Annotated in this window: 14 protein-coding genes and 1 pseudogene; all 15 read left to right on the plus strand. The window is 32.4% G+C overall.

Going from position 1 to position 22,251, the window contains the following annotated elements; genetic code table 11:
* The first annotated feature begins 41 nt into the window (after positions 1–41).
* A complete protein-coding gene (locus tag B3040_RS18250) occupies positions 42–467 on the plus strand; it encodes an FHA domain-containing protein (protein ID WP_291576462.1) in 426 nt (141 codons plus the stop codon).
* 152 nt (positions 468–619) lie between these two features.
* Complete coding sequence (locus B3040_RS18255) at positions 620–1,936, plus strand: FtsW/RodA/SpoVE family cell cycle protein (RefSeq protein ID WP_291576464.1); 1,317 nt, start codon at positions 620–622, stop codon at positions 1,934–1,936.
* Positions 1,929–3,353 carry a peptidoglycan D,D-transpeptidase FtsI family protein gene (locus tag B3040_RS18260; RefSeq protein ID WP_291576466.1) on the plus strand — a complete coding sequence of 475 codons (1,425 nt, stop codon included), beginning with the start codon at positions 1,929–1,931 and terminating at the stop codon, positions 3,351–3,353. The genes B3040_RS18255 and B3040_RS18260 overlap by 8 nt, the downstream gene beginning before the upstream one ends.
* A gap of 165 nt (positions 3,354–3,518) precedes the next feature.
* Entirely contained in the window at positions 3,519–4,133 is a 615-nt protein-coding gene (locus tag B3040_RS18265) for a metal-dependent hydrolase (protein WP_291576468.1), read from the plus strand.
* Between the two features lie 222 nt (positions 4,134–4,355).
* On the plus strand, positions 4,356–6,227 hold the full coding sequence (uvrC, locus tag B3040_RS18270) for an excinuclease ABC subunit UvrC (RefSeq protein WP_291576470.1): 1,872 nt from the start codon (positions 4,356–4,358) through the stop codon (positions 6,225–6,227).
* Between the two features lie 40 nt (positions 6,228–6,267).
* The gene (locus B3040_RS18275) at positions 6,268–6,987 is read left to right on the plus strand and encodes a phosphatase (protein ID WP_291576473.1); all 720 of its coding nucleotides are present in this window, start codon (positions 6,268–6,270) and stop codon (positions 6,985–6,987) included.
* 69 nt (positions 6,988–7,056) lie between these two features.
* Positions 7,057–7,974, plus strand: coding sequence for a UDP-N-acetylmuramate dehydrogenase (murB, locus tag B3040_RS18280; RefSeq protein WP_291576476.1), 918 nt, complete (start codon positions 7,057–7,059; stop codon positions 7,972–7,974).
* A gap of 486 nt (positions 7,975–8,460) precedes the next feature.
* Positions 8,461–9,555 carry a histidinol-phosphate transaminase gene (gene hisC, locus B3040_RS18285; RefSeq protein ID WP_291576477.1) on the plus strand — a complete coding sequence of 365 codons (1,095 nt, stop codon included), beginning with the start codon at positions 8,461–8,463 and terminating at the stop codon, positions 9,553–9,555.
* A 374-nt stretch (positions 9,556–9,929) separates the two neighbouring features.
* Entirely contained in the window at positions 9,930–10,814 is an 885-nt protein-coding gene (gene rapZ / locus B3040_RS18290; RefSeq protein ID WP_291576479.1) for an RNase adapter RapZ, read from the plus strand.
* Positions 10,811–12,148, plus strand: coding sequence for a gluconeogenesis factor YvcK family protein (locus tag B3040_RS18295; RefSeq protein WP_291576481.1), 1,338 nt, complete (start codon positions 10,811–10,813; stop codon positions 12,146–12,148). The genes rapZ and B3040_RS18295 overlap by 4 nt, the downstream gene beginning before the upstream one ends.
* Before the next feature lie 4 nt (positions 12,149–12,152).
* The gene (gene whiA / locus B3040_RS18300) at positions 12,153–13,103 is read left to right on the plus strand and encodes a DNA-binding protein WhiA (RefSeq protein ID WP_291576483.1); all 951 of its coding nucleotides are present in this window, start codon (positions 12,153–12,155) and stop codon (positions 13,101–13,103) included.
* A 3-nt stretch (positions 13,104–13,106) separates the two neighbouring features.
* Positions 13,107–14,408 carry a DRTGG domain-containing protein gene (locus tag B3040_RS18305; RefSeq protein WP_291576485.1) on the plus strand — a complete coding sequence of 434 codons (1,302 nt, stop codon included), beginning with the start codon at positions 13,107–13,109 and terminating at the stop codon, positions 14,406–14,408.
* Positions 14,409–14,858: 450 nt separating this feature from the next.
* Complete coding sequence (locus tag B3040_RS18310) at positions 14,859–18,821, plus strand: 5'-nucleotidase C-terminal domain-containing protein (RefSeq protein ID WP_291576487.1); 3,963 nt, start codon at positions 14,859–14,861, stop codon at positions 18,819–18,821.
* Between the two features lie 295 nt (positions 18,822–19,116).
* A complete protein-coding gene (locus B3040_RS18315) occupies positions 19,117–19,722 on the plus strand; it encodes a class D sortase (protein ID WP_017414108.1) in 606 nt (201 codons plus the stop codon).
* A 16-nt stretch (positions 19,723–19,738) separates the two neighbouring features.
* A pseudogene (locus tag B3040_RS18320) lies at positions 19,739–21,841 on the plus strand (DNA polymerase III subunit alpha); the annotation flags it as partial.
* Positions 21,842–22,251 lie beyond the last annotated feature (410 nt).

Below are 22,251 nucleotides of genomic sequence, written 5' to 3' on the forward strand. Positions count from 1 at the left end.
TGTTTGAAATGAAATTGTTGATTATTAAAAGGAGTTTTGTTATGAATAGTTTTAAATTCATATTCAATTTGGTGATAATAGCTATTATTTATTTTATTATAATCTATGCTTTAAAGATTATGTATAATGACACTAAATCTGTAGGAAAGAAAAAGAAGAAAAAAACTGTAGATTTCGGATTGGAAGTAGTAGATAAAGGAGATAATCATAATCTTAGAAGTGGCGGAGTAATTCCAGTAAATGAAGTTCTAACTATGGGCAGAAATGAAGATAATATGGTTGTTTTAGAAGATAGATACGTATCTTCTCATCATTTAAAGATATATTTTAGAAACACGGATTATATTTTAGAGGACTTAAATAGTACTAATGGAACCTTTGTTAATGAAGTCAGAATAAAAAATAAAGTGACTTTAAATAAAGGAGATAAGATAAGAGTAGGGACTTCTACCTTTAAAGTTCTTTAATAGGAATTAAGTTTCATTATAAGAAGACTAGTTCTAGGAACCGAGTTACTTTAACTATTAAGAGTTTATTTAACTAAAAAATATTTAATAATAGTTAAAGCAATATAGTTAAGGTATCTTAAGAGTTAACAGTCACATGAAAGGATGAAATTATGGATACTTTAAAAGAAGAAAAGCGAGTGCTATGGCTCACTTATTTATTAATAGCTACCATATTTGTAAATGTAGCCTTTATATCTCCCACTTTTGATAAAGGTGCAGTAATTATGGGGGTTATATTATGTGGACTTTTAGCTTATTCTCACTTTATAATAAGAAAGTTTTTCCCAGACGGAGATAAGTATATTTTAATATTTTCAAATATATTAGCAGTTATTGGACTTGCTATGCTTTATAGATTAGATTTACCAGTTTCAGGAGGAACCTATGTAACAGATGAAGCAAGAACTTTTTTAGCTACAAAGCAAATCATATTTTTCACTTTAGGAGTAGCTGCTTTTATTCTTGTAGTAGTAATACTTCCGGATTTAAAAAGCTTTAGCAAGTATAAGTACTTTTACTTAGTGGTAACTCTTGTTTTTATGGCAATGGGAAGCCTTCTGGGAAAGGAAACCTTTGGAGCGAAAAACTGGGTTTCTATAGCAGGATTTTCTTTTCAGCCATCTGAGTTTGGAAAAGTAGCTCTGGTGGCATATTTAGCTTCAGCTCTCAAGGATTATGGTAATCCTTCTAATTTATCAAAGAAGCTTGGAGGTAAAATATTTAAAGATAACCCTAAGTTTAATAATGTAATTAGCTTAATTGAGCCAGCTATAGTAGTAATGATATCCTTAGCATTTATGCTATTACAGACAGATTTAGGTTCTGCACTGATTTTCTTTTCAATCTCCCTTACTATGTTATACATAGCAACTTCTAAAGGAAAGTATGTGGTTATTGCTCTAGTATTATTTATAGTTGGAGCTGTGGCAGGGTATTTTCTTTTTGGTCATGTTAGAACCAGGGTAATGATTTGGCAAGATCCTTGGAAGTATGGTTATGATGCAGGCCTTCAGTTAGTCCAATCTTTGATAGCTATTGCAAATGGAGGTTTTTTTGGAAAGGGTTTAGGCATGGGATATCCTGGGTTCATACCAGTTATTGAAAGTGACTTTATATTTTCTGGGATTTGTGAGGAACTAGGATTATTAACAGGCCTTGCAATAATTATTTTGTATTTTTTAATTTTCTATAGATGTATTAGAGCTGCTATTTATGCTAAGGATAATTTTTCGAGACTACTTGCAGTTGGATATAGTACTATGATAGTTTCACAAGTATTAGTAATTATAGGTGGCGTTACAGGTGCAATTCCGTTAACTGGAATTACTCTTCCACTAGTGAGCTATGGTGGAAGTTCAGTGCTTATAACTTACATTTCTTTAGGAATAATACAAAAAATTTCAGAGGAGGGGAATAGCTATGAATAATCTTTCAAACAATGTAAAAAAAGTCATGGTTATATTTCTCTTGTTATTTGTAGCACTAATTACCCACATAAATTATACTGTGCTTTTTAAAAGTGATGCTGCTGTACAAAGTGTTTATAACAAAAGAAACGCAGCAGAAAAAAGTAAAATTTTAAGAGGAAGTATATTTGACAGAGACAATAACCTTATAGTAAAGGGTGAAAAAACAGGTGAGTTCACACAAAATAGAGAATATATTGGTGGAGTTCCTTTTGCTCATGTAATAGGTTATTATGATGAAGTATATGGAATGAGTGGTATAGAAAAGAAATTAGATGAGGAATTAAGCGGTAAGTCTATAAATGGAATAAAAGATTTTCTTAGTTTCTTTAAGTTCTCAAAGGAAGAAACTAAAGAAGGAAATAATGTAATTACTACCATAAATTCAGACCTTCAAAAGAAGGCCTATGATTTATTAGGAAACAAACGAGGTTCAGTAGTGGCATTGGATCCAACTACTGGAGAAGTATTAGCAATGGTATCCAAACCAGGATTTAACCCTAATACTCTAAAAGAGGATTGGGAAAAGCTGAGTACAGACACTAACACTCCCTTCTTAAATAGGGCAGTTTCTGGTCTCTATCCACCTGGTTCAACCTTTAAGGCAGTAACTGCTATAAGTGCATTAGAAAATATTAGTGGAGTTACAAATAAAACCTTTAAAGATGAAGGCAGAATACAGTTTAATAAAAGTCAATACTTAGAAAACTATAAAGGTAAAGCCTTTGGCAGTATTAACTTGGAGCAAGGGTTTACTGTGTCTAGCAATGTGGTTTTTGGTTCTTTAGCTATGGATCTAGGAAATGATACTTTAAGAGCTACAGCAGAAAAATTTCTTTTCAACAAGGACATTCCTTCAAGAACTTTAACTATAGATAATAGCAAATTTCCAACTTATAAGAAAGAAGAAATAGGAAATATTGCACAAAGTGGTATTGGTCAAAGTGGAGTTCTTGCAAGCCCAATAGAGATGGCGTTAGTTGCTGGAACCATAGCAAACAATGGGATTATGATGGAGCCAAATGTAGTAAAGCAAATTGTAACTGCTAATGGAGAGGTAGTTAAGAGTTATGAGCCTAAGGAAATAGGAACAATAACCTCTTCAGACAATGCTGAATTATTGAAAAAGTATATGAGATCAGTAGTAACCAAAGGAACAGGTAAGGATAGTGAAGTATATGGAGTTCAAGTCAGTGGCAAAACAGGTACTGCGGACCAAGATACTGGAAAGAAAATTCCACATTCTTGGTATATAGGTTTTGCACCTTATGAAAATCCAAAGATAGCTTTTGCTATTATTGTAGAAGAAGGTGGAAATGATTCTTATAATGCAACAGATATGGCTGGAGCATTAATGAAGAGTTATTTCGGGAAATAAGACAAAATAAACCCTTGGAGCATCTGGGGTTTATTTTTATGCATAATTTCAAGTATGTTATAATAGGGTAATAAAGTTCAAGGAAAGTATAATTATGAGCAATAAGGTCCACTTTAAACCTGATTAAGGTTAATTTTTATAACAGATTTTAAGAAGGAGTAAGTTATGAAAGGGAAAACTCATGCAGCAGTTGGAACATCAGTTTTTGTATTTTTGTGTAATATATTACCCGGGAAATTCGGACTAATTAACTTAGTTTTCGCCATAGTTGGTTCTCTTTTACCAGATATAGACCATCCTAAAAGTTTTGTAAATAGATATTTATTGCCTTTTAGAAATCAGGCCACTAAGGTAACTTTATTTTGTTCTTTGGGCATATTAATGTTGTACTTAGATAGTATTTTTAATAATGTTACCATTTTAAAAATCATAGGAATTTCACTAATACTAATAGGGGTATCTACTCATAGGATGGGTCTAACTCATAGCTTACTGGGATTAATAATATTTTCAGTAGTCCTCAGTTTTTTTGCTAATATTTACGAATTAATATATGTGGAGTTTTACTTCTTTTTCAGCTTTTTTCTACATTTAATTTGTGATATGTGTACCAAAAGAGGTGTACCTTTATTTTATCCCTTTAGTAATAAGAAATATAAACTTCCCCTTACCTTTACAACAGGAAGTTTTATCGGTAACTTTTTAGAGGGAGCTATTATTGTGCTATCCATAGGCTATGCAGGTTATAATATAGGGATATTGTTTGACATATTCAGATAATCTTAAAATTAGTTTTATAGTTGATTTTTAGTATCTGTGATAAATAAGAAGGTTTATGATAGTATATAAATTGTAGCAATTTCTACATTACTCAATAAATTAAAAGCAACTTGTATAAAAAAAGCAAAAGTATATTTATTGTTAGTGTAGTCTCTTTATTGCAATCTAAATATTACAAATAGTTGTAGAAATATATAAATCAGTTTTTATGGAGGTGAAACTATGTTTGATTTTGAATTTCATTTAAAGAATCTGCCTGATAGCCCAGGCGTTTATCTTATGAGAAATTCTTTAGGTGAAGTTATATATGTAGGTAAAGCAAAGAATCTAAAAAATAGGGTAAGGCAGTACTTTCAAAGTTCTAAAAATCATAGTGAAAAGGTTAAGGCTATGGTTAAGAACATTGATGAATTTGAATATATAGTTACAGACTCTGAAATTGAAGCTTTAATATTAGAGTGTAATTTAATTAAAAAATATAGTCCAAGATATAATATTTTGTTAAAAGATGATAAGTACTTTCCTTTTATAAAAATCACTGTAAATGAAGAGTTTCCTAGGGTCATTGTTACAAGAAATCACGCCAAGGATGGCGCAAGATATTTTGGGCCTTATACAGATGCCAGTGCAGTTTATACTGTTTACGAGCTAATTAAAAAAATATTTCCTCTTAGAACTTGTAGAAGAATTATAAAAGAAGATGGACCTAAAACTAGACCTTGTTTAAATTATCATATAAATTTGTGTAAAGCCCCTTGTGATGGATTAATATCAAGAACTGAGTATGGGAAAATTGTCAATGAAATCATAGACCTTCTAACAGGGAAAGATAAGGATATAACTGATAAACTAAGAAGAGAAATGGAAGAAGCCTCAGAAAATCTAGACTTTGAAAAGGCAGCTACCCTAAGGGATAAGTTATTAGCTATTGAAAAGATAAATGAAAAACAAAAAATTATCAGTGGAAACTTTGAAAATGAAGACTTTATAGCTATATCCCAAGATGAAAAAGATAGTTGTATTCAAATCTTTTTCTTAAGAGATGGGAAAATGGTTGGACGAGAAGACTTTATTTTAGATGATACAGGAAGTGAAAGCCCTGACAGTGTGGTTTCAAATTTCATAAAGAGTTTTTATGGAGGAACTGCCTTTGTGCCAAAGCATATTTATGTTACTCATTGTGAAGACATAGAAATTCTTGAGCAGTGGCTTACAATGAAAAAGGAATATAAAGTTTTAATTAAAACACCTCAAAAGGGAGAAAAGCGTAAGGTTTTAGATATGGTTCAGAAAAATGCAAGTCATGCCTTAGAGATGTTTAAAATTAAACATAAAGTAAATAAAGAACTTCATACTATTGCATTAACTGAACTTGTAGAAACTCTTAACTTAGATGAAATACCAAGTAGAATTGAAGCCTATGATATTTCTAATATAATGGGAATGGATTCCGTTGGTACCATGGTAGTATTTCAAGATGGGGTAAGCAAGAATAGTGATTATAGAAGATTTAAAATAAAAACTGTACAAGGTGCTAATGACTATGAATCTATGAGGGAAATTTTATACAGAAGGTTTAAACATGGCCTTGAAGAAGTTGAAAAAATAAAAAATAATGAAATTGCTTTAAGTGCAGGAAAGTTTTCTGTTTTTCCTGATTTAATTATGATGGATGGTGGGAGAGGACAGGTAAATGTAGCTTTAGAAGTACTCCAAGACTTGAAGATAAATATTCCTGTTTGTGGTATGGTTAAAGATGACAAGCACAAAACCCGAGGACTTATATATGATAATATTGAAGTGCCTATAAAACCTAGCTCTCAATGTATGCACTTAATAACTAGAATACAAGATGAAGTTCATCGCTTTGCCATAACTTATCATAGAACCTTAAGAGATAAGAGGACTCTTTATTCAATTTTAGAAGAGATTCCTAAGATTGGAGAAAAGCGAAGAAGAGAACTACTTAAAAAGTTTGGAAGTATTGAGAATATAAAAAATGCTACCTATGAAGAGTTAATAGACACTCCTTCTATGGATAGTAAAGCAGCTGAGAGTATAATAGAATACTTTAATCATACTACGGAAGGATAGTTTGTCTATAAAGAAGAACAGGTATAAAGGAGGAAGATAAATGAAAAATTTTATAGATGTACACACTCATACAATAGCTAGTGGCCATGCCTACACAACGTTATTAGAAAATGCAAAGGAAGCAGCTAATAAAGGAATCAAGGTCTTAGGAGTATCAGATCATGGACCTAATATGCCAGGAGGACCTCATTTGTTTTATTTTGGTAACTTAAGAGTAATTCCTAGAGAATTATACGGTGTGAAAATATTAAAAGGCTGTGAAGCTAACATCATAGACTTTCAAGGAAATATAGATATACCAGAAAGAATACAAAATAACCTAGACTACATTATAGCTAGTCTTCATGATGTATGTATTGAGCCAGGTACTGTTGAAGAACATACTAATGCCTATCTAAAGGTTATGGATAATCAAAATGTAATGATTATTGGCCACCCTGGGAATCCTAGTTTTCCGATGGATAATGAAGCCTTTGTAAAAAAAGCTAAAGAAAAGGATATTATTATTGAAATAAATAGTAGTTCCTTTAAAGGAGCAAGAAAAGGTTGTGAGGCTACTTGTTATAACATTGCTAGGTTATGTAAGGAACATAGGGTTAAAATAATCTTTGGAAGTGATGCACATACTTGTTTTCAAATTGGAGAATTTAAGGAAGCTGAGGAACTTATAAAAGATTTAAATATGCCAGAAGAGTTAATAATGAACAGTGATGAACATAAATTTGTAAATTATTTAAGAGAAAAGGGAAAAAATATGTAATAATCCTTGATATGGCAATGCAAATTAATTTATACTAAGTATATAATAATGATTAAGAAGAGGTATAGAATGAGCTTGAATATGAATTTTATAAAAGAGTTAAAAGAAATTGTAGGAGTGGAAAATGTAGCACTTGATGAACCTATGAAAAATCATACTTCTTTTAAAGTTGGAGGACCAGCAGATGCATTAGTATATCCAACTAATTATGATATGGTAAAAAGGACAATTTCACTTTGCAAAGAGAGTAATGTGAGTTACTTTATTTTAGGTAATGGCTCAAACCTTTTAGTTAAGGATGGAGGCATAAGAGGAGTTGTAATTAAGTTTTGTAAGTTAAATAAAATTACAGTAGAAGATAATAAAATTATTGCAGAGAGTGGAGCAAAACTTAATGATGTTTCTACAGCTGCCTTAAACTCAAGCCTTGCAGGTTTTGAGTTTGCTAGCGGAATACCAGGAAGCATTGGAGGAGCAACCACAATGAATGCTGGTGCTTATGATGGTGAAATGTCAAAGGTACTTTACAGTGCTTTAGTTATAGACAATAAAGGTGAAATAAGAAGCCTTTCTAAGGAAGAATTAGAACTTTCCTATAGAATGAGTGCAATTTTAAAACATGGATATATAGTACTTCAAGTAACCTTGGAGTTAGTAAATGGAGATAAAGACAAGATTAAGACTAGAATTGATGAACTTACACAAAGAAGATGCGAAAAACAACCACTTGAGTATGCTTCAGCAGGAAGTACTTTTAAAAGACCAGAGGGATATTTTGCAAGCAAGTTAATACAAGATGCTGGGCTAAAGGGGTTCCACGTAGGGGCTGCAGAAGTCTCACAAAAACATTCTGGATTCCTTATAAATAAGGGAGGCGCTAGTGCAAAGGATGTTTTAGAGTTAATTTCATTAGTTAAAGCTAAGGTGTATGAAAAGTTTGGGGTAGAACTACACACCGAAGTTAGAATCATTGGGGAAGATAACTAAATTATAAAGGCTAAAAATATATAGACTTTATAATTTTAAAATTACAGTATTTCTTAGTTTAAAAATTTAGGCATCTGAAAATAAATAATATGTCGAAGATGCCAAGGATATTTTGAGTAAACCAAGGACACAGAACCTATTTATAGTTGAGCTATTAATAGGTTTTGTGAACGTAGTATTACGCAAAATAGGAGAGTAGACTGATTAGCTATTCTTTCACCATGCTTTGACAAGTAACAAGTTCCTTAGATAGCAGAGCTAACTAAGGGTTCTGTTGGAGTAGTATAACAAAAAATAGATGAGGACGCTGACTTACTTATTTTTGGAAGATGCCATAAGGGAAGAAACATAAACTTAATATGTAAGAAATAATTCTTGTATAGTAAGTTTATAAAGTATTCCCTTAAAAAACGCAAAGAAAATTCATAATTTTTAAACTTTTAAATATTGTAGTTATATAGATAAATAAATAAGGGGGAAAAACAAATGGGGTATGCTATTAGAGCAGAAATTCTTGACCTAGGGGTTTATAAGGCAGGAAAGCCAATTGATGAGGTTAAGAGAGAGTTAGGACTTGAGGAGGTTATTAAGCTTGCTTCCAATGAAAATCCATTAGGATGTTCACCAAAGGTTAAGGAAGCACTTAATGATATTATCAATGAAACTCATATGTATCCAGATGCATCTAATTTCGAACTAAAGGAAGCAATAGGTAAAAGATTGGGAATATCACCAGAACAAGTATTTTGCGGCACAGGATCAGACTCTCTTATAAGAGTTATTTGTAATACTTTTATAAATCCTGGAGATGAAAGTATCATGGCTGAAATTACATTTCCAAGGTATGAAGCTTCAGTTAAGTTAATGGGAGGAAAGGTAATTTCAATTCCTATGAAAAATAATGGGTTAGATATAGAGGAAATGGTAAACGCCATTACTGAAAGAACTAAAATTATTTGGTTCTGTAACCCAAACAATCCAACTGGAACTATTTTTACAAGAGAAGAATTAGATAAGGTATTAGGTAAAATTCCACCTAATGTGGTAATTATAATGGATGAAGCTTATATAGAATATGTTACTGATAAGAATTTTCCAGATTCCTTAGAATTACTTCCTAAGTATCCTAACATGGTAATACTGAGAACCTTTTCAAAAGCTTATGGTCTTGCAGCTTTAAGATGCGGATATGGTATTGTTCATAAGGAGTTAGGAGAATATTTTAATAGAATTATTGGACCATTTGATGTAAATCTATTTGCTCAAAAAGCAGCCATAGCAGCATTAGAGGATGAAGCCTTCTTAAGGTTAGTTCATGATACTAATGTTAAAGGCAGAGACTACTTATATGAGGAACTAGACAAAATGAGATTACCTTATGCTAGGACTAATGCTAACTTTATTATGATGAACACTTTAGTGGATGATAAAGTAGTTTTTGATAAATTATTAAGAGCTGGAATTATAGTAAGACCTGGTTATTTATTAGGAATGCCAGGTTGGATGAGAGTAACCATTGGAACAGAAGTACAAAATCATAAATTTATAAAAGCACTTAAGGAAATCTTGGCTACTGTTTAAAGTTCACATATCATAAAAATACACATTGAATTTCAATGTGTATTTTTATTATTTATGTATGTTATTAACAAGATGTTAAATATAATATATTATGTGGTATAATAATTAAAAGTAATATAAATATACTAATGGACTTATGTGTAAGTTTGAACACTATTTTTCAAGTAGAAAATTATTGTAAAACAACTTCTATTAAATAGGGTGTAAAAAGAATAGATGTTATTTTAGTTCCTTTACAGCAATCCAGGTAGCATAGAAAACTTCAAGAAAAATTTTAATAAGCAATACTTCAATTTATAATAAAATTGTCTTATAAGTTTATTATGAATTTAAGATAATAATAATGAATACAAATTTGCAAAGGGGTGTATTAAATGAGATTTGTAATAGTGACGGGAATGTCAGGCGCTGGAAAAACACAAGCTATCAGAAGTCTTGAAGATTTAGGATACTTTTGTGTTGACAATTTACCACCCACATTAATTCCAAAATTTGCAGAGGCTTGTTTTCAAACTGAAGGTAAAATTGATAAAATAGCTATAGTTGTTGATATCCGTGGTAGAAGATTTTTTGATGATTTATTTGAAAGTTTAAATCTACTTAATGAGGATGGATATTTATATGAAGTATTGTTTTTAGAAGCAACAGATGAAGTGTTAGTAAAGCGCTATAAGGAAAGTAGAAGAAAACACCCATTAGCACCCGATGGTAGAGTTATAAATGGTATTAGTATTGAGAGAAAAAAGCTCAGAGCTATAAGAGATAAAGCTAATAAAATTATTAATACTACAAAACTCTCCAATAAGGAGCTAAATGAAGAAATCATAAATTATTTTGGAGAGCAGGGGCAAATAGAAACCCAACTTCTTATAAATGTAGTTTCCTTTGGTTTTAAATACGGAATTCCACTAGACTCCGATTTAGTATTTGATGTAAGATTTTTGCCAAATCCCTTCTACATCCCTGAACTTAAGCCATTTTCAGGATTAGATAAGCCAGTGAGAGATTATGTGCTTACTAAAAATGAAACTAAAGATTTTGTAGATAAACTAATTGATATGTTGTTATTTTTAATACCAAACTATAAAAATGAGGGAAAAAGACAATTGATTATTTCAATAGGATGTACAGGTGGAAGGCATCGTTCAGTGGCAATTGCCAATAAAATTTATGAGCTTCTTTGCCATAATGGTCATAATGTTACTGTTGACCACAGGGATATTAATGAGGATGTAAATCGAGGAGCAGGTAAGATATGAAGCTTAGGTACTGGCTAAGGCCAGGAATTGGAATTAAGCGGTGGCTTGCGAAATCAGTCTTTGGCATTGCACTTATAGTTTATGCCGTTATGGAACTTATAAATAAGTTTTATTTTGGATTAGATTATATTCTGTTTTGGATTTTAATTATTTTCATCGGTGTTTTTGCTGTTTATTATGGATTTTCTAATTATACTGAAAGAATGTTTGCACTTTTAAACTTAGAAGTAGTAAATCTATCACTAAGTAAGAAGAATATAGGAGAACTAATCTATGAAAAGAAAATCCTGGTTAAGGGACCTAAAATAGTTGTTATCGGTGGAGGGACAGGGCTTTCAAATATGCTAAGTGGCCTCAAAAAGTTCACTAGTAATATTACAGCCATTGTTACAGTAGCTGATGATGGTGGAGGTTCCGGGGTTTTAAGACAAGACCTGGGAATTCTGCCTCCAGGAGATATAAGAAACTGTATCATTGCCCTTGCAGATACTGAGCCTATAATGGAAGATTTATTTAGGTATAGGTTTAAAGATGGAAGACTTGAGAACCAGAACTTTGGTAACCTATTCTTAGCAGCAATGGATGGCATATCAGATAATTTTCTAGAGGCTATAAAAAAAACCTGTTCTGTACTTGCAGTTACCGGAAGGGTATTGCCAGTAACCTTAGAAAATCTTCAACTTTTTGCAAGGCTTAAAAATGGTTCCTTGGTAAGAGGGGAATCTGTAATACCTATAGAAGCAGTAAGAAGAAATTCACCCATTGAAAGTGTGTTTATAGAGCCTAAAGAAGCTAAAGCAGTAGAGGAAGCTATAACTGCAATTTTAGAGGCGGATGCTGTTATTTTAGGACCAGGAAGTCTTTATACTAGTATAATCCCTAATCTATTAGTAAGGGATATAAAAGAAGCCTTAAATGATACTAGAGGAATTAAAATTTATGTATCTAATATAATGACTCAGCCTGGAGAAACTGATAATTTTACAGTTCAAGATCACATTAAAGCAATTCATGATCATTGTGGCAGTATAATTATAGACTACGCAATAGTAAATGGTGAAAATATTGGTGAAGATTTAAAAAAGAAATATTTAGAGGAAGGTTCCATTCCGGTAGTTTTGGAAAAGTCTAAAAGTGATAATCTGGATGTGGAATATATTAAAGCAAACATTGTTAGAATTAAGAATGGATATGTAAGACACAACGAAGATAAACTTGCAGAAATATTAGTTGAAACAGTAATGAGAAAAAAATTATTCTATGATGAAAAAAGAATATTAGAGTTCTTTTATCTATCACAAAAATTAAAAGAAGCTAAAAGAAATAGGGAGTAAAGAAATGTCATTTTCACTAAAGGTTAAGAATGAAATTTGCAGATATACAAATTTATCAAAAGAAGAAGCTATAGCAGAATTATCTGCCATAATGAAGGCAAGTGGGACTTTAGGACTTGGAACAAATAAGTCTGTTAGTTTTAAGGTAGTAACAGAAAACCCTGCTATAGCTAGATTAATTTTTAAGATATTAAAAGAGCACTTTAATGTGCACACAAAACTTCTTGTAAAGAGAAGTAATTCATTAAAGAAAAATAATGTTTATGTAGTTATAATACCTGAGGATATCGATGTAAGAACTCTCTTGGAAGAAGTAGGAGTTTTGGAAAGAGAAGAATTACTAACAATTAATTATGGAATACCAGAAAATATGATTAATGATGAATTAAAGAAAAGAGCATATATAAGAGGGGCATTTTTAGGTGGAGGAAGCATAAGTAATCCAGAAAAGACTTATCACTTAGAATTCGTGACTCATAACTTTGATTATGCTACAGAACTAAGCAAGTTAATAAATACCTATGGTCTTTCTTCAAAAGTTATTCAAAGAAAAAATAGCTTTGTAATTTACATTAAAGAAGGAGAACAAATAGTTGATTTGCTAAACATCATTAGCGCTCATAGTTCACTTCTCCAACTAGAAAATATAAGAATCATGAAGGAAATGAGAAATAATGTGAATAGGTTAGTTAACTGTGAAACTGCAAACTTGAGTAAAACAGTAAATGCTGCTGTCCGCCAGGTAGAGAGTATAAAATTAATTGAAGAAGAAATCGGATTAGATAGGTTGCCAAAAAACTTAAGGGAAGTAGCAGAGTTAAGATTAGAATTTCCTGATGAGTCACTAAAGGAGCTTGGGGCAATGCTTAATCCTCCAGTAGGTAAATCTGGGGTAAACCATAGATTAAGAAGAATAGAAAAAATTGCAGAGGAGCTACATAAAGAAGGTAGGTAGAGTATGTCAAAGCATGAGGATATTATTAAGTATATACTTTCTCTAGATATTGGTACGAAAATTTCAGTAAGAGGTGTTAGTAGTGATTTAGGTGTAAGTGAAGGTACTGCCTATAGAGCTATTAAAGAGTGTGAATCCATTGGTATTGTTAACACAGTTCCAAGGGTTGGAACTGTAAGGGTAGAAAAACTTGAAAAAAGAAATATAGACAAAATTACCTTTGGTGAAGTAGTAAACATTGTTGATGGAACTCTTCTAGGAGGAAAACAAGGAGCTCATAAGAACTTGGAAAAGTTTGTTATTGGAGCTATGGAAGTTGAAACAATAAAAAAATATATCAGTCCTGGAGCCCTTCTTATTGTAGGAAACAGAGAGGAGGCCCAAAGGCTTGCCCTTGAAAATGGTTGTGCTGTTTTAATAACGGGAGGATTTTCCTGTAGTGAGGAAATTGAAGAATTAGCAGATGAAAATGAACTTCCTCTAATCTCTTGCACCTATGACACTTTTACTGTAGCGAGTATGATTAATAAAGCAATTTTTGAAAATAACGTTAAAAAAGAAATAATATTAGTAGAAGATATAATGGAAAAAAATCCAAAGTATTTGACCAGCTATGATAAAGTAAAAAAACTTAAAGAATTAATTGATAAAACAAAGCATGAAAGATATCCTGTTGTGGATGAAAACCAAAAAGTAATTGGAATAGTTACCTTAAATGATATTAAGGATAATAAGGATGATGAAATTATCGCTAGTATAATGATAAAGGACCCGATTGTAGTGATGCCAACAACTACTGTAGCTTATGCTGCACATATTATGGCTTGGGAAGGAATAAAACTTTGCCCTGTAGTCGTGAAAAAGAAGTTGGTAGGGGTTATATCAAGAGAAGATGTAATTAAAGCTATGCAACTAGTTCTAAGACAACCACATGTAGGTGAAACCATGGATGATTTAATTCTTAAGAATTTTGAATTTGAAACTAATAAGGATACCATGCATTTTTGGGGAGAGATAATTCCTGAAATGCTAGATTCTATAGGAACTGCTTCCTGGAACTCATTAAATATGTTATTATCTACTATGGGAACTATAGCTTTAAGGCAAAATACAAGTACTAATGTAGCCATAGATAGTTTTACTTCCTACTTTATGAAGCCTGTACAAATGGGAAGGGTAATAGATATTTATTCAGAGGTTCTAGACAGAGGAAGATACTATTCAAAAGTTGAGGTAACCATGTATAATGCCAACAAGGAACTTATTGCAAAAGCTTTACTTTCTGCTAAAGTTTTAAAGCGATAAAATCTGTAAAAATAATTTTTCGCAATTTACATAATACTGAAAGATGAAACCTAATTTACTCATCTCGTAGAAGTTAATGAAAATAAGGTATAAGTTACACTTGTTTTATTAATTCCATGGGAAAAAAACAAAGATTTAAATAAACAAACAGTAAATTAAACCTGTTAATCTTAGCTTAATAAATTTAATGTAGTTACAAATGTAATTAATATATTTAACATAACTAACCTTTAGGAGTTAATACTTCTAAAGGTTTTTTATTTTAATTATAGGTACAAGATAAAAGTGTTATATTTAAAAGAATAAGTGTCGAAAAAAGTAGCATAAATTTTAAATTAGTAAAGATATATAACATTTTATTTTAATTACTGTAGTGGTATAATTTGTATTATCCACAAATGTTTTACAATGTAGAACTTTGTGAGAAAGTATATAATTGGGGGGAAAGTTATGAAACTTTTTAAGTCAAAAAGATATGGTGCATTACTACTAGCTTTTGCTTTAGTAATTAATTTCATATCTCCAGTAAACTTAATAACGGCTTATGCTGAAACGCAAGATACTAAAATTCAAGTTCTTGCAACTTCAGACTTGCACGGCAGATTCTATCCATGGGAATATGCCTCAGATGCTGCAATAACTTCAGGTAGTATGACTAAGGTTGCTACTTTGGTAAAGCAATTAAGAGCGCTAAATCCAAACACAATTCTAGTAGATAATGGGGACACAATTCAGGACAATTCGTCATCTTTATTCCTAAATGAGAATGTACATCCAATGATGTTAGGAATGAATGAAATGGGTTACGATACATTTACCCTTGGAAACCATGAATTTAACTATGGAGTTCCAGCCCTTGAAAAGGTTGTAAAGGGATTAACAACTACAACTATGTTGTGTGGAAATGTATACAAACCAAGTGGAGAAAGATTAGGACAACCATACAAAATTGTTGAAAAGAATGGTATTAAAATAGCTATTATAGGTATGGTAACTCCACACATTACTAAGTGGGATGGTCCAAACCTAAAAGACTATGTTGTTAAAAATCCAGTAGAAGAAACTAAAGCTGTAATAAAAGAACTTAAGGATGGAAATAAAGCAGATGTATTTATAGCTTCAATGCATATGGGAATAGACAGTGAATATGGCAATGGGGATAGTGCAAGAGAAGTGGCTCAGGCTAACCCAGAACTTTCTTTAATAATTGCGGGACATGCTCATTCAAAAATTGTTGGGGAAAAAGTAAATAATGCTTATATAACAGAGCCAGGTAAATCAGGAGAGCAATTATCAGTTGCTGAACTAACAGTTAAACAAGAAGGTGGAAAATATACTGTTACAGCGGCTACCTCTAAACTTATGGATACTAAAGAAGTTGCAGATGATGAGGCATTAAAAGCAAAGTTTCAACCTTACCATGAGAAAGCATTAGTAGATGCTAGACAAGTTATCGGTAAGCTTGAAGGTGGACAACTTGCACCAGCAGAGGAGTTTAAAGGAATAACTCAAGCTCAAGTTCAAGATTCAGCAGTAGTTGATTTAATCTTAAATACACAAATGCATTATGCTAAAAATGTTCCTACGGGGGCTCGTCATGTATCAGGAGCTGCTATATTTGAACCAGGAGCAAATATAGCTGAAGGTGATATCAAAAAGGCTGATACTTCTAAGGTTTATAAATTTGATAATACATTAATGACTTTAAAAGTTAATGGTGCTCAATTAAAGAAATATATGGAATGGTCAGCAAGTTACTATAATACTTTCAAACCAGGAGATTTAACAGTTTCCTTCAATGAAAAAGTTAGAATTTACAACTATGATATGTTTGGTGGAGTTAAGTATGAAGTTAACATAGCAAAAGAACCAGGCGCTAGAATAGAGAAGTTAACTTATAATGATGGAACAGTTGTAAAAGATAGTGATGAAATATATTTAACAGTTAATAACTATAGAGCAAATACCACTCTACTTAATTCTGAATCAGGATTATACAAGGGTGAAGGTGTACAAGTTGTATATGATTCCTCAGCAGAACCAATTTCAGCAGTAAGAGACTTCATCAGGGATTATATTGTTAAGGTTAAAGGTGGAACTATTACTCCAGTAGTTGATAACAACTGGAAGGTAACAGGATATACTTTTGATAATGAACTTAGAGAACAAGCTAAAAAACTTGTTTCAGAAGGAACGTTGACAATACCTAAATCAGCTGATGGTAGAACTCCAAACATTAAGAGTTTAACTACTATTGATGTGATTAAAGCTTTAGGTGGAAAAACAACTAATCTTATAACCTTTAATGACTTCCACGGAACAGTGGACAGTAAGGCAAGCAGCAAAAATCCAGGCATAGCTAAGTTTGCTGCTGCAGTTAAAAAATACACTGCATTAGAAGATTCTAACAATGGATATGCTGTTTTATCAGCTGGAGATAGTTATCAAGGAAGCGCTATGTCCAACTTAACTTATGGTTCAGTTATTACAGAAATGCTTAAGGAAATAAAAGTTGAAGCATCAGCATTAGGAAACCATGAGTTTGACTGGGGAACAAATAAAATAGAAACTTGGGCTAAAGATGGAGGTTTTGATTTCTTAGCTTCAAATATTTATGATAAGAAAACTGGAAAACCAGTTGAATTTGCAAAACCATATAAAATTATTACTGAAGCAGGAAAGAGAATTGGTTTAATTGGAATTGCAACTCCAGAAACTGCCTTTAAAACATTAGCAGCTAATGTTGAAAATCTTGAATTTAGAGATCCAATTACTGCTGCAAATGAGTGGGCAACTTATTTAAATGAAACTGAAAAAGTTGACGCAGTAGTGGTTTTATCTCACCTTGGAACTTTCCAAGATAAAAATACAAAAGTAATCACAGGTGAGGGAGCTGATTTTGCTAAAGCTGTTAAAGGTGTTGATGCCATAATCACAGCTCATTCACATCAAGTAGTAAATGGAGTAGTAAATGGAATACCTGTTATTCAAGCTGGAAATAATGGTAGAGCTATTGGACAAATCTCTTTAGGATTCTTAAATGATAAAGTTTATGGAATTTCAACTTTAGAGGATTTATCTGGAAAAGTTAAAGATTTACCAGAGGATCCAGCTACAAAAGCTATCTATGACAAATATAATGCAGAGTTAAGTCCAATTCTCGATGAAGTAGTTACAACTTTAGAGAATGACTTAGACCACGATAAAACTGCAGGACTTACAACTCTTGGACAATTTAATACAAAATTGATGATGGATATTACAGGAGCTCAAATTGGATTAACTAATGGTGGTGGTATAAGAGCACCACTTTCTAAAGGACCGCTAACAGTAGGACATATGTATACAGTATTCCCATTTGATAATACTTTAGTTACAATGGAACTTACAGGAGCAGACCTTAAGAAAAACTTAGAACATGGCATAAATCCAAATAACGGAGTAGGTTGGATTCAATACTATGGAATTAAAGTATTCTATGATGAGACTAAACCAGTAGGAGAAAAGATTACATCTATCAGATTAATGGATGGAACTAAGATAGAAGCAGATAAGTACTATAAAATAGTTACTAATGACTTCATGGCAACTAATGGAGATGGATATAACTTCTCAGGAAACAAGAACCTTACTGATACAAATATTGTTATGAGAGATGCAATGATTAAAGAACTTAAGAAGTCTAAATCAGTTGCTTTCGAGAAACAAGACTTACTAGTTAAAGGAGAAGATACAACTGTAGATGAAACTCCAGTTGAAGTTCCAACTATAGATAATGATACAGCTACAATAGTAAACAATATTAAAGATAATAATATAACTAAAATAATTGTAGATGCATCTAAGGATACTACAGTGGATAAAGAAGTTTTCGAAGCTTTAAAAGGAACAGATAAAGTTGTTACCTTTAAGGCTGGAAATGTAACTTGGACCTTTAATGGTAAGGATATAACTAAGGTTATGGATATAGATTTATCATTAAAAACTGTAGACGACTCACTAAAATCAAAAATCAATACTGTTGTTGAAGATATGTTAGATGCTAAAGTTCCAGTATTTATGCTTTCCTTTAAGCATGATGGAGAGCTTCCAGGAAAGGCTGAAATAAAAGTATTTATGGGAACTGAGTGGGCTAATAAAACAGTAACTTTCTTTAGATACTTCCCTGAAAAAGGAACTTATGAAAAGGTTCAAACAGATGTTAATGTTGATAAAGATGGTTACGCTGTAATAACTTTAGATCACTGTAGCGATTACTTTGCTCTTGAGCAAACAATAGCAGTTTCTAAATTACCTCAAGCAGGTTCTGTAGCAGGAACAAATAGCTTTATTTCAATGGGATTCTTAGTTGCTATAATGGGTGCAGCAATGTACATTGCAACAAGAAGAAAAGAAGAAGAGCAAGCTGCTTAATAGTAAGATTATTAAGTGAGTTAGAGAGGAGTGTCTATGTGGCACTCCTTTTTTGTGGTATTATAATAGAGGAAACATAGTATTAAATTAGGGTAAATTAAGGTATATGAAAATAAATAACAAGTCAAAGATGTGAAGGATATTTTGAGTTCACAAGCAAGCTTGTGCAGACAAGGAAAGAGGTTCCTTAGATAGTAGAGATATCTAAGGGGGCTGTTGACACAGTACAACTCAAAATAGACGAGGATACTGACTTAGTTATTTTTTGAAAATGCCTAAAGGGGGGGGGGATAACTTGAAAAACAAGATATTTCGAATCGTGGGGATTTTTTTATTAGTTGTGGGTTTAGGGTCAATAAGTTATGGATTATTTAACAAATGGAAAACTTCAAAAGTACAGGATAATTTGATTAAGGACTTTGAAACAGTAATGAAGAATATGGAAGAGGGAAAAATTGCTGCTCCTGAAGAAAAAGCTACCACTGTGGAAGGGGCTAGTGCTAATAAGGTGAACATTACACCTATTGCACTTCTAGAAATTCCTAAAATAAATCTAAAGGTGGCCGTGGCAGAAGGGACTAAGGACGAGATAATTAGTCAGGCAGTTGGTCACTTTAAAGGCACAGCAAAACCCGGAGAAATCGGAAATTTTGCATTGGTTGGCCATAGGAATTTTACTACAGGAGAGTTCTTTCTAAAAATTGATAAACTAAAACCAGGAGATGATATAATAGTAACCACCCTTGACAAGACTTATACATATAAGGTTACTGGACAAGAAACTGTAAATCCTGAAGAAGTTCATGTGTTAAATCCTACAAAAACTCCAACCATTACTTTAGTAACTTGTAGCTTAAGTGGCAAACAAAGATTAATTGTCAAAGGGGAATTAGCTCAATAGGAGGTGATTCAGTAAAATGGAAAAAACTATACTAGAAAAACAGAGCCCTGGTAACTTTGTACATCTACATGTTCACACAGAATATAGCTTATTAGATGGATCAGGCAAGATATCAAAGCTTATTAAGAAAACCAAGGAACTTGGAATGAAGAGTATCGCAATTACAGACCATGGTACTATGTATGGAGCAGTAGATTTTTATAAGGCAGCTATAGAGGAAGGGATTAAACCAATTATAGGATGTGAAATATACGTGGCTGGAAAGTCTATGCATATTAAGCAACCTGACTTAGATAATGAAACCTATCACTTGGTATTGCTAGTCCAGAATAAAAAGGGCTATGAAAACTTGATGAAAATTGTTTCAACAGCTTCAATTGAAGGTTTTTATTATAAACCGAGGGTAGACCATGAGTTCTTAAAAGCTCATAGTGAGGGCCTTATTGCAACTAGTGCCTGTCTTGGAGGAGAAGTTCAATCAAATTTACTGAAGGGCAATAAAGAAAAAGCTAAGAAACTTGCATTAATGTATAAGGAAATCTTTAATGGGGAGTTTTATTTAGAACTTCAGTATCATGGAATGTCAGAGCAACTACAAGTAAACGAACTTATAGTTCAGTTGGCTAAAGAATGTGATATACCTGTTATTTGTACCAATGATGTTCATTATATAAATAAGAAGGATAGTCACTCCCATGAAATATTATTATGTATTCAAACAGGAAAAACCATGGAAGATGAGAAAAGAATGAAATATCCTTCTGATGAATTTTACCTAAAATCACCAGAAGAAATGGAGAAAATCTTTTCTTATGTTCCTGAAGCTTTAGAGAATACAGTGAAGATTGCAGAAAAGTGTAATTTTGATTACGAATTTCATGTATCTAAGCTACCAAAGTTTCCACTGCCTGAGGGGGTAGATTCCTATGATTACCTTAGGGAGACTTGTTATAGGGGACTTATTGAAAGATATGACTGCTTTAAAGAACTAAGAGAAAAAGATTTAGATTTCAATAGGATTAATACTCTTTGTGATGAGGAGTGCAATGTAAAAGAAATTTGTGACAGGTTAGAATATGAGCTTAATATCATAAAGCAAATGGGTTATGTAGACTACTTTTTAATTGTTTGGGATTTCATAAGATTTGCAAATGAAAATGGGATTCCCACAGGACCAGGAAGAGGTTCAGCAGCAGGATCAGTAGTTGCCTACACCTTGGGAATAACAAAGATAGATTCAATAAAATACAGCTTACTCTTTGAGAGATTTTTAAATCCTGAGAGAATAAGTATGCCGGACATAGATTCGGATTTCTGCTACGAAAGAAGACAAGAAATTATTGACTACGTAGTTGATAAGTATGGAGTAAATAATGTATCACAAATAATAACCTTTGGAACCATGGCAGCTAGAGCTTGTATTAGAGATGTGGGAAGGGCTATGAACTATCCATATTCAGAAGTTGATAGAATAGCTAAAATGATTCCTACAGTTCTTGGAATTACCATTGATAAAGCTTTGGATATGAATCCTGAGTTAAAGGCAGCGTATGATGATGATGAAAGAGTTAAGGAACTAATAGATGTAGCTAGAGACCTAGAGGGGTTGCCTCGTCATAGTTCTACTCACGCAGCAGGAGTGGTTATAGCTTCAAACCCATTAGTTGAGTATGTTCCCCTTCAGAAAAATGAAGATATGATTGTAACTCAATTTACTATGGGAACTCTAGAAGAGCTTGGGCTTTTAAAGATGGATTTCCTTGGACTTCGTACGTTAACAGTTATGCAAGATACAATTAAAAATATAGAAGATAATCTGGGAATTCACATTGATCTTGATAAAATAGACTTTGAAGATGAAAAAGTCTATAGAATGATCGGAGAAGGGAAAACCGTTGGTGTATTCCAATTAGAATCAGCTGGAATGACTTCCTTCATGAAGGAACTAAGACCAGACAATCTAGAGGATATAATTGCGGGAATAAGTCTTTACAGGCCAGGTCCTATGGCAGAAATTCCAAGATATGTTGAAAGTAAAAATAACCCAGATAAGGTTCAATACATTACACCAGAACTTGAACCAATTCTAGGGGTGACCTATGGGGTAATGGTTTACCAAGGTGCGAAACGTTGCTAAATGAATATTTAACAGAAATGTTAAACCAAGTTTAGCGGAATGATTAAATCATTCTAACTATCTATCTGAGTTGTTGGGGGGAAGCACTCAACTGGACTAGGGGCTAATAGTCTAACTCTAATACTCCGTTATGCAAAGTATATAGTCGTATTTTTGTATAAAGCACGGTGAAGACGGTGAAAATCAGACCTGAGAAGTGGTTAGAGAAGTAATCGGGAGGCCATAAGGTTGCTATGTATACTATAAGAAACCTTTAATAAGCTCAAAACCAATAATATCTAAAAAGAAGATATTAGCTGTAGCAACAGTTAAGTAGAGATATTTATATTCTTGGTTATGAATATCTTAAGTGCATATTTACTGCATTTGTCCTTAATCTAATTAGCCTTGGT

This window comes from Clostridium sp. UBA4548 (assembly GCF_002387895.1).
Lineage (GTDB): Bacteria > Bacillota > Clostridia > Clostridiales > Clostridiaceae > Clostridium_J.